Origin of the sequence: Subsaxibacter sp. CAU 1640, assembly GCF_023156585.1 — a bacterium.
In the GTDB taxonomy this organism is placed as follows: domain Bacteria; phylum Bacteroidota; class Bacteroidia; order Flavobacteriales; family Flavobacteriaceae; genus JBPOFM01.
Genome location: NZ_JALNMI010000005.1, coordinates 161,905 through 177,780, shown reverse-complemented (window position 1 = coordinate 177,780; position 15,876 = coordinate 161,905). Strand labels below are relative to the sequence as shown.

Sequence of the window (15,876 nt, the reverse complement as noted above, 5' to 3'; positions counted from 1 at the left end):
ACAAAGTTAACGCATAAACCGAAATTAAATAGACTTGGTTCTCCGCATTAATTGTTGTATCTTAAATGTTCTAAAATTACTGTTTAATTTAGAAGATTTCTGTCTTCGCAGGAGTGTTTCCCTTTTTCAAGGGAATAAAAAAACTAATTTCAATGGGAAAAGGAGATAAAAAAACAAGACGAGGTAAAATACACAGAGGAACTTATGGCGTGCGTCGCAGGAAGATCAAAAAGCGCCCTTCTACACTGGAAAAAATCAATGTCGATAAAAAAGATATTCCTTAATTATCTGATAAACACAAGTTCGTTTTCGGATGACAACTGTTCACTAAAGCCATAACCTTCGTAATTGAAGCCTTTGAGGTCATCGATGGTATTGGCATTGGTATCTACCACATAACGAGCCATATAGCCACGTGCCAACTTTGCAAAGGTCATAATGGTTTTATACTCACCGTTTTTAAGATCTTTAAAATTGGCTGTAATAACTGGAACTTTCAGTGCTTTTGTGTCAATGGCCTTGAAATATTCGTTACTGGCAAGATTCAGGAACAATTCATCATCCTTCAATTCTTCGTTCAAAGCCTTCACAATGTCTTTCTTCCAAAACTCATATAGATTTTTATGCTTTCCGACAGGCAATTTTGTACCCATTTCCAAACGGTATGGTTGAATCAAATCGAGAGGTTTCAGCAACCCATATAATCCGGAAAGAATCCTTACTTTATCTTGAACAACGTCAATTTTGTTCTTCGGAATTGAATACGTATCAAACCCTCGATATACATCACCACTGAAAGCATAAATAGCAGGCCGTGCATTATCTTCAGTAAAAGGTAAGGACCACTCCTGATTGCGTTCATAATTGAGTTGGCCCAAAGCATCTGATATGCTCATCAATTTTGAAAGACTTTTTGCTGATTTCTTTTTCAACAGCTTGTTTAGACGTTCTGAAGCATTTAAGAATTGTGCTTCAGTATGTTTAGTAGTTGGTAATTTGCTTTCGAAATCAAGTGATTTTGCAGGAGATAGAACAAGTTTCATAATTGTCAAATAGTTTTCAAAGTTACAATTACCTACGAGAAAATTCAAGATGCATGTTTTATAATTTCAATTTAGGGATAAGTAAAAACTATTCTATTAAATCTTGTCCAAACTGAAGCAAATACCCATTATTGTCATAAATGGCAAATTCACGCATATTCCAATCAAAAGTTTCCAAAGGATAGCAAACCCTTACTTTGTCTTTCACCTTGTCCCAGACAGCTTCTACATCCTCTACCTTGATGTAAAACGAACCCGAAAACGTTGGTTTATCAAATGGAATATGTGCATTGGGTTTGGCTAACATAATGTCAACATCATCTCGATGCATTGCAGCCCAGCCCCAATCATCATTCTTTTCGGCACAAATAAAACCCAAATACGTCGTATAAAATTGAATGGTTTCTTCTATATCCTCTGTATAGAGCATTGGTGTAATAGATTTGAAATGCATAGTTTGAAAGATTAAAACCTCAAAGATTCTCGTTTTTGCAAGAATTCACTTCATTCCTCAATATCTTGATGCTTTGCATAATTCCTCCACTTCTCGATACAGTCTTGCATATCTTGTGGAATTTCAGAATCAAAACGCAATAATTTACCAGTTTTAGGATGTTCAAAACCGAGTGTTTTTGCGTGTAATGCCTGTCTTGGCAAAATTTTAAAGCAGTTTTCAACAAATTGTTTGTACTTGCTAAACGTAGTTCCTTTCAATATTTTCTCACCACCATAACGTTCGTCATTAAAAAGCGTATGACCAATATGTTTCATATGCACACGTATTTGATGCGTACGACCTGTTTCTAGTGTACAGGCTACCAAAGTGACATATCCCAAACGCTCCAAAACTTTATAATGCGTCACAGCTGGCTTGCCTTTGTCTTCATCATCACCTTCAAAAACGGTATTCTGCAATCTATTTTTTGGGTGACGACCTATGTTGCCTTCAATGGTGCCTTCATCGGCTTCCACATTTCCCCAAACAATGGCTACATATTCACGTTCGCTGGTTTTGTCAAAAAACTGCTTTGCCAGATGCGTCATCGCTTCTTCTGTCTTCGCAATGACCAATAGTCCGCTGGTGTCTTTATCAATACGATGCACCAAACCAGGTCTATTACTGGAGTTATTTGGCAAATTATCAAAATGATACGTCAAGGCATTGATAAGCGTCCCAGAATAATTACCGTGACCAGGATGCACCACCATACCTGCAGGTTTATTGACTACCAACAACTCATCGTCTTCATACACAATATCCAATGGAATATTTTCAGGCGTAAGAAGGTATTCGTAAGGAGGATGCGAAAACAGCACCCGTATTTTATCAAATGGCTTAACCTTGTAATTCTGTTTTACAGGCACATTGTTAACGTAGATGCTTCCTTCTTTTGCGGCCGTCTGAATTTTGTTTCGAGTGGCATTTTCCACACGATTCATCAAGTATTTATCGATGCGAAGTGGCTGCTGGCCTTTATCTACCGTAAATGCGTGATGCTCGTATAAATCATCATCGTCATTTTCGTCATTGGGTGTAGTATCTTCAATCATTATTCGCCATCCGTTCTATTACCATTGCCAAGAACCAAATCGATTTTTGAAGTAATTGGCAACAAATCGCCTTTCGCCAATTTCTCACCTTTGAAACTCATTGACAATACTTCATCCTTCCCGATATCATCAACATAAGATATTTTTCCAACCTCAAAACCAAGGGCTTCAAGCGTTGGTTTAGCTTGTCTAAATGTTCGTCTTACGATATTTGGCACCTCAACTTTTCTATAGCCTGAAGGATTCAATGTTAAATAAATTTTACGGTCTTCCTTTACTTGGGTTCCTGCCAAAGGATATTGCTCTATCACAGAATACTTTGGATATTTAGGATTGAAGTTTGCCGAATCTTGAATTTCCATTCTTAAATCTCTGTCTTCCAATTCTATTTGAACTGTTTCCAAAGATTTCCCGGTCAAATCAGGCACTTCCACAAAACTACCGTGATTTGTGGTGATGTTTAACCATTTCAAAATGATAAAAGAGAGAACAACCAGTGCCAAAATAGCCAATGCCAATTGCTTGAGAAATACTTTGCTGGTCAGAAAATTTTTAAGGCTCATTAAGTTTTTTGTATAGGACAAATATATAAAAACCAAAGCGTTTTTTCTTTTGGTTTTTATGTGATATTTTAGCTTAACGATTATTTCCGTCGTTTGTTTTATATATGAAAAAGAATATTGCCATCATTATGGGAGGCTATTCCAGCGAATATGAAATCTCGCTAAAAAGTGGCCAAGTGGTTTTTGAAACTTTGGACAAAGAACACTATAACGCTTTTCGCGTTCATATTTTCAAGAATAAATGGGTGTATGTTGATGAAAATGAGGCTGAATTTCCAATTGATAAAAATGATTTTTCCGTAACTGTTGAAGGTCAAAAAACAACCTTCGACTGTGTTTTCAATGCGATTCACGGCACGCCTGGTGAAGATGGTTATATGCAAGGCTATTTTCAGTTATTGAATATTCCGCATACGAGTTGCGGTATGTACCAAGCGGCTCTCACCTTCAATAAAAGGGATTGTTTAAGCGTCCTTAAACCTTATGGCATCAAAACAGCGACTTCTTATTACGTGAATTATGGCGATACTGTTGATGAACCAGCAATCATAGATAAAGTTGGATTGCCTTGTTTTGTGAAAGCGAACAAAGCAGGAAGCAGTTTTGGCGTGACCAAGGTTTACAAAAAAGAAGAACTTCAGTATGCCCTTGAAGTAGCTTTTAAGGAAGATGATGAAGTGATTATTGAATCGTTTTTGGATGGCACCGAAGTATCTGTCGGAGTCATCACTTACAAAGGTGAAGTGAAGGTTTTGCCAATCACGGAAATCGTGAGCGACAATGATTTTTTTGATTATAAAGCAAAATATTTAGGTGAATCACAAGAAATTACACCTGCCAGAATTTCGAAAGAGCAAGAAGAAAAGGTAAATTCAGTTGCCAAGAAAGTTTATGAAGTTTTAAAAATGACAGGTTTCAGCAGGAGCGAATATATCTTTAAAGATGGCGAACCACATTTGTTGGAAGTCAATACAGTACCAGGTTTGACAAAGGCTAGTATTTTACCTCAACAAGCTGCTGCAGCTGGTATCAGTTTGGGTGAATTGTTTGGAAATGCCATTGAGGAAGCTCTTGCCAATTAATGATGAATAATTAAGTATCTTTGATAATACTAACATTAATTCAGAAGTACTGCATTTGCAGGAAGTGGTATGAGAAGAGCATTATTTCCAGGATCGTTTGATCCAATTACTTTAGGTCATTACGACATCATAAAAAGAGGCGTCAAATTGTTTGATGAAGTGGTGGTAGCCATTGGTATCAATGCTGATAAGAAATATATGTTTTCTTTGGAAGAAAGAAAACAGTTTATAGAAGAAGCCTTCAAAGATGAACCAAAAGTAAAAGTAATGACTTATAAAGGTCTTACGATTGACTTTTGTCATAAAATTGATGCCCAATTTATTCTTCGTGGTTTAAGAAATCCGGCGGACTTTGAATTCGAAAAAGCGATTGCTCACACCAACAGAAAACTCTCTAAAATTGAGACGGTTTTTCTTTTAACAGCTGCTCGAACATCATTTATTTCTTCTTCAATTGTGAGAGATGTCATCAGAAACAATGGTGATTATACCGTTTTGGTTCCTGAAAGCGTAACAATCAAATAAGATTGTTCTTTTTTGCTTTTTGAACAGCTTCAAGTTTGTTATGCACTTGTAATTTTCTGTAAATATTTTCAATATGCTTTCTTACAGTTCCTGATGATAATATGAGATTTTCAGCGATTTTGTTATAATTCAAACCCTTACTTAACTGTTCGAGAACATCAATTTCTCGTTGGGTCAACTGAATATCTTCTTTATCGTCTGGATTTTCAATTGCCATTGGATTACGAAGCAATTTCAATGTTTTCATAGCAATCGATGGATTCATCGCTGCACCTCCATTCAAGGTTTCAAGAATGCCGTTGTATAAATCTTTGGCGTTGATTTCTTTCAATAAATAACCATCTGCTCCTGCCTTGATGGCGTTGAAAATATTTTCATCATTATCAAAAACCGTCAACATAATGATTTTGATATGCGGATATTTTTGCTTGACAATTTCGGTAGTTTCAATGCCGTTCAGCACAGGCATTTCAATATCCATCAATATCAAATCGAGATTTGAATTGCCCTCAAGTTGTATCAACAATTCAGAGCCATTCATTGCAGAAAATTTGAAATTCAGTTCTTCAAAAAAAGAAAGTTTCTCTTTTACCGCATTAATTAAAAACATATTATCGTCAACAATGGCTATCTTAATATTCATTACGAATCAATTTAGTTTAGGCGTAAGTTACAATTTTGAGAATTTATACAAATACGTCATTTAGCGTATATTCACAGATGATATTTCAACAATATAGCTGTTCCTTGATTCACTGTTGAATTTATAGTGATGCTTGCTCCCAGTTCTTGAGCTCTCTTTCTCATATTATTAATGCCATTGCCCATCTGCACTGTCATATCATCAAATCCTACACCATCATCTTTGATAATGATATGCAGTTCATCATCAATTTTTTCAAAATGCACCTTAATGGTTTTGGCATTAGCATATTTCAAAGCATTATTAATGGCTTCTTGAATAATTCTATAAATATTCATTCCTTCTACAGATGAAAACTTCAAATCACCATTCAAATTCTTATCCATTTCAAACTGAAAATTAACAGCATCTGAAGCAGAATCAGCTTTTTCAATAAAATTTGAAATACGTGTTTGTAAATCTTCTAAAGAGATTTCGTTTTTGTTCATTGCCCAAATGGTATCGCGCAGTTCATAGATAGTGGTTGTGGTAAATTCGCTGATGTTTTTAAGCTTTTGACCTAGTTTTTCAGGAAGTTGAAAACCATATTTTAGATTGTCTAGCGATGAAATGATGAAGGTAAGCTGCGCTCCAATATTGTCGTGCAAATCGCGACTGATTCGTAAGCGTTGTTCTTGCAACCTATTTTGGGTTTCAATTTTAATCAAAGCATCTTTTAACTCATTCTCCTTTTTGAGTTGTCGGTTTTTGAGCTTCTGCTGATTATAGACCAAAAAACCCAATAGCGTCAGCACAACGGCTAATGCTACCAATCCTAGAATGTAATAATTCTTCTTGCTTAAATCGAGTTCTTTTTCAGCCAAGTCGGCTCGTTGCGACAGAATTTCCTTTTCCTTTTTTTCGGTTTGATATTCAATTTCGAGCTTTGCAACTCTTTCATTGGTATCAAAATTCAACAGACTGTCCTTTATCTTCGTGTAATCTTTGTAGTATTTTAATGCAGTCTTTGTGTCGTTTTTAGCTTCATAATATTGTGAATACAATTCCAAAGCCATTTCAATATCTACAGCCGTTTTAGATTCGTTGGCAAAAATATATGCGCTGTCAATAAAACGTTTTGACTCATCAACTCTTTCATTTTCAATCAATACTTGGGCAATGTTATTATAACTAGCGCTGACACCTGCAAGATTCCCAATTGACTTTTCAATGGATGCCGATTTTTTGAAATATACCAACGCAGAATCAATTTTTTGCATATAGTAATAAACAGCACCTACATTATTCGAAGATTCGGCAATGCCTTTCTGGTCCTGGAGTTCTTCTTCAATAGAAAGAGAATATTTAAAGTAATCGAGCGCCTTGTCCAGATCGCCATCATTGGCATATATAATGGCAATGTTATTATAAGCTTCAGAAATTCCCTTTTTGTTGGACTCCTTTTCAAAAATATCAATAGCTTTTAAATGATATTGAATGGCTTTATCGTTAATATTAAGGTAACTGTAAACCATTCCTATATTATTGTTTACGGTCGCCATTTCTTTCAAAGCATTTTTCTTTTCATAGATGGAAAGCGCTTTCAGATACATTGTAAGAGCCTCTTCATAACTGCCGAGGCTTCTATTGCAAGCTCCAATATTATTATATGCAGAAGCCATCATTAAAGAATCCAAAGGATTGGACAAAGACTCTTCCGACAGCCTTTTGGATTTTTCAAATTGGCCCAAATCGCGATAAACAATTGCCAAATTATTCTTGGAGTAATTATAAATTTTGGGATTGTTCTCGCTTTTTTTGAGTGCACCTTGCAAGATTGAGACAGCTTGTTTTGGATTTTGCTTGTATAAACCCATTGCAGAATCATTAAGCTTTTCCACGGAAATCTGTGAAAATATGTTGCCAAAAGAAATGAAAGCAATCAATAGAATGAGATGCTTAAGAGTCATAGTTGTCTTGATAAAATGCACCATTAAAGTACTATATTTTTTGATAGTGACGTTTTACTAAAGCAAAATGGTCACCTTCGTACCTTTTTGGCTTTCGGACTGCATTGATAACTCACCTCCTATTTCTTGAATACGCTTTTGCATATTAATTAATCCATTTCCCTTTTGTATCGCTTCCAAATCAAAACCTTTGCCATCATCTGAAACTTCAAATTGAAGATTGCGCAGTTTCTGCGAAACATCTACACGTATTTGTGATGGATTTCCGTGTTTCAAACTATTGTGAATGGCTTCTTGTATCACGCGATGGATGTTCATACCTTCCACCGATGAAAACTTTCTGTTCAAATCAACACCTTCAGCAACATTGAACGAAAAGTTGATTTTGTCTTCAAACACGTGTGCCTTATCGATGTAGTTCGAAATTCTGGTTTGTAAATCTTCAAAGGTGATTTCGCTTTTGTTCATCGCCCAAATAGTATCTCTCAATTCATAAATAGTCGACGACGTGAATTCACTGATATTGCTCAACTTCTGATTGAGTTTTTCATCCTGAATATTGAAACCATACTTCAAATTATCTATGGATGAAATGATGAAAGCAAGCTGTGCACCAATATTGTCGTGCAAATCACGACTGATGCGCAAACGTTGTTCTTGAAGCTTGTTTTGGGTTTCAATGCGTATCAATGCATCTTTTAGCTCATTTTCTTTGTGGAGTTGTTTGTTTTTCAGTTTTTGTTGGTTATAGAACAAAAATCCTATCAGTCCCAAAACAATTGCCAATGACAGCAACCCAAACACCTGAAGATTTTTTTCTTGGATTGTGAGGTTTTTTTCTGCCAATTCAGCACGTTGAATCAGAATTTGTTTTTCCTTTTTTTCTGTATCATATTTAATCTCTAAATCGGCAACGGCCTTTGCATTCTTATCTGAAAATACAGAATCTTTGATCGTGATAAACTTTTGGGTCAACTCCCTCGCTTTTGAGAAATTGCGTAACATATATTGGCTTTCGGCAGCATTTAGGTACAATTCTCCAGCAATATTTTCAGAATGAGGATACTTTTTGACCAACTCAAATCCTTTGTTTGCATAAAAAAGCGCCTTTTGAGGTTCATTCAAACTGTTATAAAGTAACACCAAATTTCCATATGTATCAATACTTGCTTTTTCATCTGCCTCATAATCATTTGGCTTGTCCAATACTTGCAAATAAGTTTCAATGGCCTTATCGACATCATCTTTCATTTGATAGGCATTAGCAAGGTTGTTCAAGATTCTGTAATATTCTACTAGATTTTCTGTCTGTATAGCGATTTTGCTTCCTTCAATAAATGTACCGATAGCTTCATCAATCTTTCCTAAACTTTTCAAATCAATGCCAATGTTATTTAGCGAAGTGGCTTGCTCATCTTTGAGATTGTATTTTTCTCGGATTGCCAAAGACTTTTGATGGTATTCTAAAGCTTTCTCGAATAAATTCATTTCTTGATAAATCAATCCAATATTATTTAGATAGGAAGCACTTTGCCTTTCGGTACCATCTTTGTCATTCATCCGAAGCGCTTCAAAAAAATACTTCAATGCCTCATCAAAATGACTGCGGTTCCAGTTGAACATTCCCAAGTTATTGACACACATCACTTCAATATTCTTGAAGTTATGCCGTCTACTCATATTTAAGGCTTGAGTGAAGTAATAATTGGCGGAATCTGATTTCCCGATGACATCCATATAAATGCCACGCGTATTGATAAGCTCATTCAATCCAAAATGAAATTTTTTCTCTTTGGCAAGCTTTTCACCCTCATCAATTATCTGAAGTGCTTTTTTGGTATCTCGAAAGATATAAGCTGAACCCACACGGTTATAAGCCCTTATAATGATAGAGTCATTTTTGGACTGTTTTGCAGCAGTCAAAAGACTATCTAAATTTTGAGAAAAGGAAGGTGAAAGTGAAAAAAGTAAAGCTAAAAGGAAGGTAATTCTTTTCATTTTTGAGCATAAAAAAAGCATCAGATCTGGAACGATTAGACGCACTACAGATAAAACTGACGCTTTTTTAAAAAAATTGATTAATAGCATTACGAATATAAGTCTTCTTTAAGGTTAGGGTGGGATTTTTTCGACAAGGTGCAATTAAAAAAGATTAAGCGCAATCGTTATCGGATTGCGCCCAATCCCAATCTCAACAACAAGATTTATTTAGCTAGATTGTATGCGTAAATGGTTTTGTCATTAGCTTTATAAAACAAATAACCGCCGAATTCATCTACTTCATATTCTGGCTTTTTGTCCTTTAAGACAATCTCTTTATCCACTTCTCCAGTATCCTTGTTGACTTTTACCAAGCCAACACCTTCATCCAACTTTGTTAGGATAAATTGAGCATTTTCAGTGGCAGCAGTAGCCTTAAATCTGGTTGCCAAATAAGCAAAAGAGGCACCAGCAATTCCTGAAAACATATCAGCCGCCCGTTTGGCTTCTTTACCATAGTCATTATAGTTGCTCAAATCATTCATACTTCCCATACCTGTTCTATTGGCTCCAGCTCTGGCACTCATGCTGACAGCCATGGCTGTAGAAGCAACAGCTGTGATACCGCCCATAATTTTCCCAAAAGTGCTTCTTCCAGGCGATTTATAATAAGCATGATAGTTTTCGCTTCCATCAAAATTCACAATACTCATATTTTGATCAGACGACAAAAAGATTCCGCCATCTCTGATTTCCATATGATTTGGATCTTCTTTTTCTTCAAAATCACATTTTGCCAAATCACTGACATCGCCACTATTGGCATCAATAGCCATGATTTTTCCGTCAGCAGCAATTAGATAACGGTTGTTTTTACTGTCAAAAGTAGAAGCAACAGAAGTTGCGCTCTTATACTTTAGAGGTTTATTCCAAACCTCTTCGCCAGTCTGTAAATTAACTATGTTGGCATCTTCGCTGGTGATATAAATCAAGCCTTGTGGTGATTGCGCCATGACCATAATATTTTCACCTGTTTTCAATGGTTTTTTAAAGAGTGTTTTGCCATCAAAAGAAATTTTATTGATACCACCTTCATAGATTCCAAATAAAATACCATCATCCATCACATAGAAATGCTGAACGTAGCCTTTCGTCTTCGGTGCTTTGTCCCAAAGATCTTCACCATTTGAAGCATTCAAAAAGGCAATTTCAGATTCATTACTAGCAGCGAAAACGCTATTGCTACCACCATCGCTCTTATTACTTACTACCGCAAGACCTTGCGGCAGAATTTCGAAATTAGATACAACTCCTTTTACTTTTCGATCATCTTTCCAAAGTTCAGCACCATTGCTTCCAATTTTGTGAATTCTGGTATTGGCACCATTGGATGTACCTTCAAAAGCGTAGATTTCCTTTTCTGTTTCGTCTGCAACCATCCAATTGACGCCTTTGATTTTAGTTTGCCATTGTTCTTCACCTGTGTGAGACATGGACAAAATGCCTTGAGCAGTAGGAATCAAAATTGAGTTTTTCAACAACAGAGGAGTTCCTGTAACACTGAAATCTTTGGCCATTCCCACTCTTCCTGGCTTATCCAAGAAAAATGAAAAATCTTGTTTGCCGCTCACAATATCATAAACTGCAATTTTAGGCACTTGACTTTCAAATTTTTGGTCACTTTTCTGAAGTCCGCTGATGATTATTTTGTTTTGTGGAAGCACTACGTTACATGTGTACACTTGTTTCCAATTATCATCTTCTGAATTGAAGAGTACTTTACCTTGTACATAATCAATCACTGCTCTTTTAGTTTTGGCAAGTCCAGCGAATTTTGAATCTGCACCTTGAGAAACTACGATATAAGGTGTCCCTGGAATGAAATCTGTTTCTTCCGGTTTCAATTTTCCGAAGTTATTGAATGTAAAAATCGGCGTACTTTTCTTGGGGTCAATACCTACGAGCCCATCATTGGTAGCGACAACTAAAATCCCTCCTATTGTCAATGTCATCTCATTGATATTGGCTCCCAAATCGTAATTACCGTCTGGCTGTTCAGCCTTTTGGGCAAAAATTGTACTTGCACTAATAAACAGTGCAAGTACCAACTTTGTTTTTAATTGAATTAATAGCGTTTTCATTACTGCATTTTTTCAATATTGAAAGATCCTTCAGTAATATTTCTCATGGACTGATCACCATTGACATCTTTTGCCTGGAAACTAAAAGTTCCAATGACGTGTGTTTCAGTCTCTTCAGAAATATTGATTTCACCTGCTACAGTATCATCAAATGGTGCTTGCCAAATTTGTATTTCAGGAGCAGTAGGATTTGCCAAGTCTACCTCTGTCTCTTGGTAAGAAGCAGTGTTAAAGATGTTTGGACCACCACCCAATTCGTAGGTTCCCTCTCCATCATAACCAATAATTGTGAAGACAAAAGCTTTACTAGATGTACCTCCAGTATTTCCTTGCATAGTCAGTGTGCCACTAGAAATGTTGGCAAATGTCACCATTTCTAGGGTTGTAACAGAAGTTCCATTTACTTTTGCAACAATAGTCCCTTGAGCTGCTGGTCCAGCAGATCCTCCATCATCATCTTTTGAACATGATGAGACAGATACCATAGCAACTGTCATAACTAACAGCATAAATTTTCTTAAATTTTTCATTGTAAAATATTTTTAGGGTTAACAATGAAGCAAAGTTGTCCTAAAAAGCGAAGTCAAACAATACGACGAATTACGTATATTTTGATAAAATGTTGGTAATTAGATAAAAAATTGCCTAAAAATGAACTTTTAGACTTCTTTAGAATGTCATAAAAGGAAAGTCTTGCTGAAGACGTTGCTGTTTTGATTCCAAATCTTTCAGAAATTTTTGATGTGCTTCAGAATGTGGATTGAAAGGTTTATGCTGCAATCCCTTTTGAATGACATCAACTTGACTCATAACTTTATCAGTTGCTGAATCTATCCAAACAGATTTGAATTTTTCCCATATATATTGAATGGCCAATGAATTGGGATGCAGCATATCTTCGGCATAAAACCGATAATCCCGAAGTTCATCAAGCATTATTTCATAGGAAGGAAAATAGAAGGATTGTTGAACAGCAATTGACGATTGATGATTTAAGAATTGATGAATAGCCACAATCAAATGTGCTTTACTTTGCGTGTTTTCTACAAACCCATCCTTAATATGTCTAACTGGTGAGACTGTAAAGATGATTTGTGTGTTCGAATTTATTCGGCGTATGAATTCTTCAATCTTATTTATGGAGATAATAATATCATCTGCTGAAAGCAACTGCTTGATAAACTCTTTTTGAGGAACTTTGTGGCAATTGGCGACTGGCAAATTACTTTTATAATGATTGTAAACCCAAGCCGTCCCAAAGGTTATAATAATATGTGATGCTTCTGTTAGTCGGTTTGAAATCTGCTCAAGTTGATCATTAAGGTTCAGTAATAATGCTTCCTTTGAAGTATTGCTCAATCTGGAATGTGCATCGTAACAATGCCATTGTTCATTATGATAAAAAATATCTGCTTCAGAATATTGATAACCAGTGATAGCTTTTGAAATTAGAGTTTCAATAGCTTTCGGATGAAACAATATTCCAAATGGATTTTGAAGGCTTTGAAATTTGAAGTACGAAAACTTCTCACCAATGTTCTCCACAAAACACGAACCCAACAAAAGCAGTTTAGAATTGTAATCTATCTGATTACTATTCTGCTTTTCTAATGGTATGTGGGTTTGGAAGTTCATAATCAATTCCCACGAAAGTGGTAATCTAATCTATTTAGTTATATAATCCTTTGCCGCCACCAAAGCATCCTCAATCCCAGCAGGATTTTTACCACCAGCAGTCGCAAAAAATGGTTGACCTCCACCACCACCTTGGATATGTTTTCCAAGTTCGCGAACGATCGTTCCAGCATTCAAACCTTTACTCTCGACCAATTCCTTGGAGATGTAGCAGGTCAACAATGCTTTTTCATCATTTTCTGCTCCAAATAATAAAAACAGATTATCAGAATTCTGACCAAGTTCGAAACATAGATCTTTGATACCAGAAGCATCCAAATCTAACTTCTTGGCAAGAAACTGAACACCGTTGACATCTGTCAATTCATTTTTTAAATCGCCTTTAATGTTCTTGGCTTTATCTTTTAAAAGCACTTCAATTTGCTTCTTCAAATCAGCATTTTCAGCTTGTAAGCTTTGCAAGGCCTTTACAGGTTCTTTGGCATTGTTGAGCAAATCTTTCATTTCAAAATAAGCGCTATTGTTTTCGTGATAGAAATCCTTTACGGCATCATTGGTAATGGCTTCAATACGGCGAATGCCTGCTGCCACAGCACCTTCTGACACAATCTTGAAATGCCAAATGTCGCCAGTGTTTTTGACGTGGGTTCCTCCACACAATTCTATGGATTTCCCAAAACGGATGGCTCTAACAGTATCGCCATACTTTTCTCCAAACAATGCCATAGCACCTTCATCAAGGGCTTGCTGCATTGGGATATTTCGTTTTTCCTGTAAAGGCAATTTACCTTCAATACGAGCATTGACAAAGTTTTCAACGTCACTCAATTCTTCAACCGTCAATTTCGAAAAGTGCGAAAAGTCAAAACGCAAATATTTGGAGTGTACTGCACTACCTTTTTGCTCAACGTGTGTGCCTAAAACTTCGCGCAAAGCCTGGTGCAACAAATGTGTTGCGGTATGGTTACATTCGGTTCTATAACGTTGCCTGGCATCTACAACAGCTTTGAATGTTTCATTGATATGTTTTGGTAAATTCTTTGCAAAATGAATGATGACGTTGTTTTCTTTTTTGGTATCCAAAATGTAAACCACATCTCCGTGGGAATCTTCTAGATAACCTTTGTCGCCCACTTGACCTCCTCCTTCGGGATAGAATGGTGTCAAATTCAACACCAACTGATACATCTCACCATCTTTTTTGGAAACAACTTTACGGTATCGTGTCAATTTAACATTGGCTTCAAGTGTGTCGTAGCCAACAAACTCCTCAACGGCATCGTCAGATAAAATGGTCCAATCATCTGTAGACATTTCGCTCGCAGCACGCGAACGGTCTTTCTGCTTTTTCATTTCAGCGTGAAAACCTGCTTCGTCAAGAGACAAACCTTTTTCGCGAAGAATCAAAGCTGTCAAATCTATCGGGAAACCATAGGTATCATACAATTCAAATGCCTTTCCTCCAGAAATGGTTTCAGATGTTGACTCTTCAACAATGCGATTCAACAAAACCAAACCTTGGTCCAAGGTTCTTAAAAACGATTGTTCCTCTTCTTTTATGACGTTTTCAATCAACTGCTTTTGAGCCTTCAATTCTGGGAAGGCTTCGCCCATCTTTTTACCCAGCACATCAACCAATCGATAAATAAAAGGTTCCTTCTGGTCTAAAAACGTGAAACCGTAACGAATGGCACGACGCAATATTCGTCTAATAACGTAACCTGCTCCTGTATTGCTCGGCAATTGACCATCAGCAATAGAGAATGCCACAGCCCTAACGTGGTCTGAAATGACACGAATGGCAACGTCTACCTTTTCGTCGATTCCGTATTCTTTATCAGCAATGGTTTCAATTTCTCTGATGATGGGTGTAAAAACATCTGTATCATAATTGGATTGCACACCTTGAAGCACCATACACAAACGCTCAAAGCCCATCCCTGTATCGATATGCTTTGCAGGCAAGGTTTCCAAAGAACCATTAGCCTTGCGATTGTATTGCATAAAGACCAAATTCCAAATCTCCACCACTTGCGGATGGTCTGCATTGACCAACGATTTCCCATCTACTTTTGCCTTCTCTTCCGCCGAACGAATATCGACGTGGATTTCACTGCAAGGTCCACAAGGTCCTTGGTCGCCCATCTCCCAAAAGTTATCTTTTTTATTACCCATCAAGATGCGGTCTTCAGATATGTAGTTTTTCCAAATATCATAAGCCTCTTGATCCATTGGTAAATTGTCATCATCGCTACCTTCAAACACGGTGACATATAGGATATTCTTATCGATACCATACACCTCTGTCAACAACTCCCAAGCCCAAGCAATAGCTTCCTTCTTAAAGTAATCGCCAAAACTCCAGTTGCCCAACATCTCAAACAAGGTATGATGATAGGTATCGTAACCCACTTCTTCAAGGTCATTGTGCTTACCAGAAACACGTAGACATTTCTGCGTATCGGCAATACGATTGTGTTTTGGTTTGGCATTCCCCAGAAAATATTCCTTGAATGGCGCCATACCAGAGTTGACAAACATCAAGGTTGGGTCGTCCTTCAATACCATAGGTGCAGAAGGAACAATGCTGTGTTGTTTCTGTTCAAAAAAACTTAAAAATTTAGCGCGTATGTCTTGTGACTTCATAAAATGTAATACCTGGTCTTTAGTGTGATAAATTGCTGTTAAAAAAGTAGAGCCTCAAAGGCAGAACACAAAACAATTTCTAATTTTACCCTTTTAATATTACTTTTAACAATTGTCG

The 15,876-nt window shown here is 36.6% G+C and carries 14 protein-coding genes; 3 read left to right on the top strand and 11 right to left on the bottom strand.

Annotated elements, in window-relative coordinates; genetic code table 11:
• Positions 1-152: 152 nt before the first annotated feature.
• The gene (locus M0G43_RS13220) at positions 153-284 is read left to right on the top strand and encodes a 30S ribosomal protein THX (protein ID WP_248027113.1); all 132 of its coding nucleotides are present in this window, start codon (positions 153-155) and stop codon (positions 282-284) included.
• Here the strand turns inward: M0G43_RS13220 and yaaA are convergent, their stop codons facing one another.
• From yaaA to M0G43_RS13200, 4 genes are all read right to left on the bottom strand, one after another.
• Positions 285-1,043 (bottom strand): peroxide stress protein YaaA, encoded by a 759-nt coding sequence (gene yaaA, locus M0G43_RS13215; protein ID WP_248027111.1) that lies wholly within the window; start codon positions 1,041-1,043, stop codon positions 285-287. It lies immediately after the preceding gene.
• An 88-nt stretch (positions 1,044-1,131) separates the two neighbouring features.
• Positions 1,132-1,497, bottom strand: a complete 366-nt coding sequence (locus M0G43_RS13210; protein WP_248027109.1) for a VOC family protein — start codon at positions 1,495-1,497, stop codon at positions 1,132-1,134.
• A 50-nt stretch (positions 1,498-1,547) separates the two neighbouring features.
• The gene (locus M0G43_RS13205) at positions 1,548-2,594 is read right to left on the bottom strand and encodes an RluA family pseudouridine synthase (RefSeq protein ID WP_248027107.1); all 1,047 of its coding nucleotides are present in this window, start codon (positions 2,592-2,594) and stop codon (positions 1,548-1,550) included.
• Complete coding sequence (locus M0G43_RS13200) at positions 2,594-3,157, bottom strand: PASTA domain-containing protein (protein WP_248027105.1); 564 nt, start codon at positions 3,155-3,157, stop codon at positions 2,594-2,596. Before M0G43_RS13200 ends, M0G43_RS13205 begins: the two co-directional genes overlap by 1 nt.
• Positions 3,158-3,261: 104 nt before the next feature.
• On the opposite strand from M0G43_RS13200, the gene M0G43_RS13195 reads away from it, so the two are divergent.
• Positions 3,262-4,239, top strand: coding sequence for a D-alanine--D-alanine ligase (locus M0G43_RS13195; protein WP_248027103.1), 978 nt, complete (start codon positions 3,262-3,264; stop codon positions 4,237-4,239).
• Positions 4,240-4,308: 69 nt separating this feature from the next.
• A complete protein-coding gene (gene coaD, locus M0G43_RS13190; RefSeq protein ID WP_248027102.1) occupies positions 4,309-4,764 on the top strand; it encodes a pantetheine-phosphate adenylyltransferase in 456 nt (151 codons plus the stop codon).
• Here the strand turns inward: coaD and M0G43_RS13185 are convergent.
• From M0G43_RS13185 to alaS, 7 genes are all read right to left on the bottom strand, one after another.
• Entirely contained in the window at positions 4,757-5,407 is a 651-nt protein-coding gene (locus M0G43_RS13185) for a response regulator (RefSeq protein WP_248027100.1), read from the bottom strand. The two genes, coaD and M0G43_RS13185, sit on opposite strands and share 8 nt — an antisense overlap.
• 71 nt (positions 5,408-5,478) lie before the next feature.
• Positions 5,479-7,356 (bottom strand): tetratricopeptide repeat protein, encoded by a 1,878-nt coding sequence (locus M0G43_RS13180; protein WP_248027098.1) that lies wholly within the window; start codon positions 7,354-7,356, stop codon positions 5,479-5,481.
• Positions 7,357-7,413: 57 nt separating this feature from the next.
• Positions 7,414-9,354, bottom strand: a complete 1,941-nt coding sequence (locus M0G43_RS13175; RefSeq protein ID WP_248027096.1) for a tetratricopeptide repeat protein — start codon at positions 9,352-9,354, stop codon at positions 7,414-7,416.
• Between the two features lie 206 nt (positions 9,355-9,560).
• Positions 9,561-11,477 carry a PQQ-binding-like beta-propeller repeat protein gene (locus M0G43_RS13170; protein WP_248027094.1) on the bottom strand — a complete coding sequence of 639 codons (1,917 nt, stop codon included), beginning with the start codon at positions 11,475-11,477 and terminating at the stop codon, positions 9,561-9,563.
• Positions 11,477-12,007, bottom strand: a complete 531-nt coding sequence (locus M0G43_RS13165) for a DUF6252 family protein (protein WP_248027091.1) — start codon at positions 12,005-12,007, stop codon at positions 11,477-11,479. The genes M0G43_RS13170 and M0G43_RS13165 overlap by 1 nt, the downstream gene beginning before the upstream one ends.
• A 139-nt stretch (positions 12,008-12,146) precedes the next feature.
• Positions 12,147-13,112 (bottom strand): GSCFA domain-containing protein, encoded by a 966-nt coding sequence (locus M0G43_RS13160; protein WP_248027089.1) that lies wholly within the window; start codon positions 13,110-13,112, stop codon positions 12,147-12,149.
• A gap of 30 nt (positions 13,113-13,142) precedes the next feature.
• Entirely contained in the window at positions 13,143-15,758 is a 2,616-nt protein-coding gene (gene alaS / locus M0G43_RS13155; protein WP_248027087.1) for an alanine--tRNA ligase, read from the bottom strand.
• Positions 15,759-15,876: the final 118 nt, after the last annotated feature.

Coding starts and splice junctions, on each gene's coding strand:
- M0G43_RS13220 (WP_248027113.1), top strand. CDS start 153: ATGGGAAAAGGAGATAAAAAAACAAGACGAGGTAAAATACACAGAGGA.
- yaaA (WP_248027111.1), bottom strand. CDS start 1,043: ATGAAACTTGTTCTATCTCCTGCAAAATCACTTGATTTCGAAAGCAAA.
- M0G43_RS13210 (WP_248027109.1), bottom strand. CDS start 1,497: ATGCATTTCAAATCTATTACACCAATGCTCTATACAGAGGATATAGAA.
- M0G43_RS13205 (WP_248027107.1), bottom strand. CDS start 2,594: ATGATTGAAGATACTACACCCAATGACGAAAATGACGATGATGATTTA.
- M0G43_RS13200 (WP_248027105.1), bottom strand. CDS start 3,157: ATGAGCCTTAAAAATTTTCTGACCAGCAAAGTATTTCTCAAGCAATTG.
- M0G43_RS13195 (WP_248027103.1), top strand. CDS start 3,262: ATGAAAAAGAATATTGCCATCATTATGGGAGGCTATTCCAGCGAATAT.
- coaD (WP_248027102.1), top strand. CDS start 4,309: ATGAGAAGAGCATTATTTCCAGGATCGTTTGATCCAATTACTTTAGGT.
- M0G43_RS13185 (WP_248027100.1), bottom strand. CDS start 5,407: ATGAATATTAAGATAGCCATTGTTGACGATAATATGTTTTTAATTAAT.
- M0G43_RS13180 (WP_248027098.1), bottom strand. CDS start 7,356: ATGACTCTTAAGCATCTCATTCTATTGATTGCTTTCATTTCTTTTGGC.
- M0G43_RS13175 (WP_248027096.1), bottom strand. CDS start 9,354: ATGAAAAGAATTACCTTCCTTTTAGCTTTACTTTTTTCACTTTCACCT.
- M0G43_RS13170 (WP_248027094.1), bottom strand. CDS start 11,477: ATGAAAACGCTATTAATTCAATTAAAAACAAAGTTGGTACTTGCACTG.
- M0G43_RS13165 (WP_248027091.1), bottom strand. CDS start 12,007: ATGAAAAATTTAAGAAAATTTATGCTGTTAGTTATGACAGTTGCTATG.
- M0G43_RS13160 (WP_248027089.1), bottom strand. CDS start 13,112: ATGAACTTCCAAACCCACATACCATTAGAAAAGCAGAATAGTAATCAG.
- alaS (WP_248027087.1), bottom strand. CDS start 15,758: ATGAAGTCACAAGACATACGCGCTAAATTTTTAAGTTTTTTTGAACAG.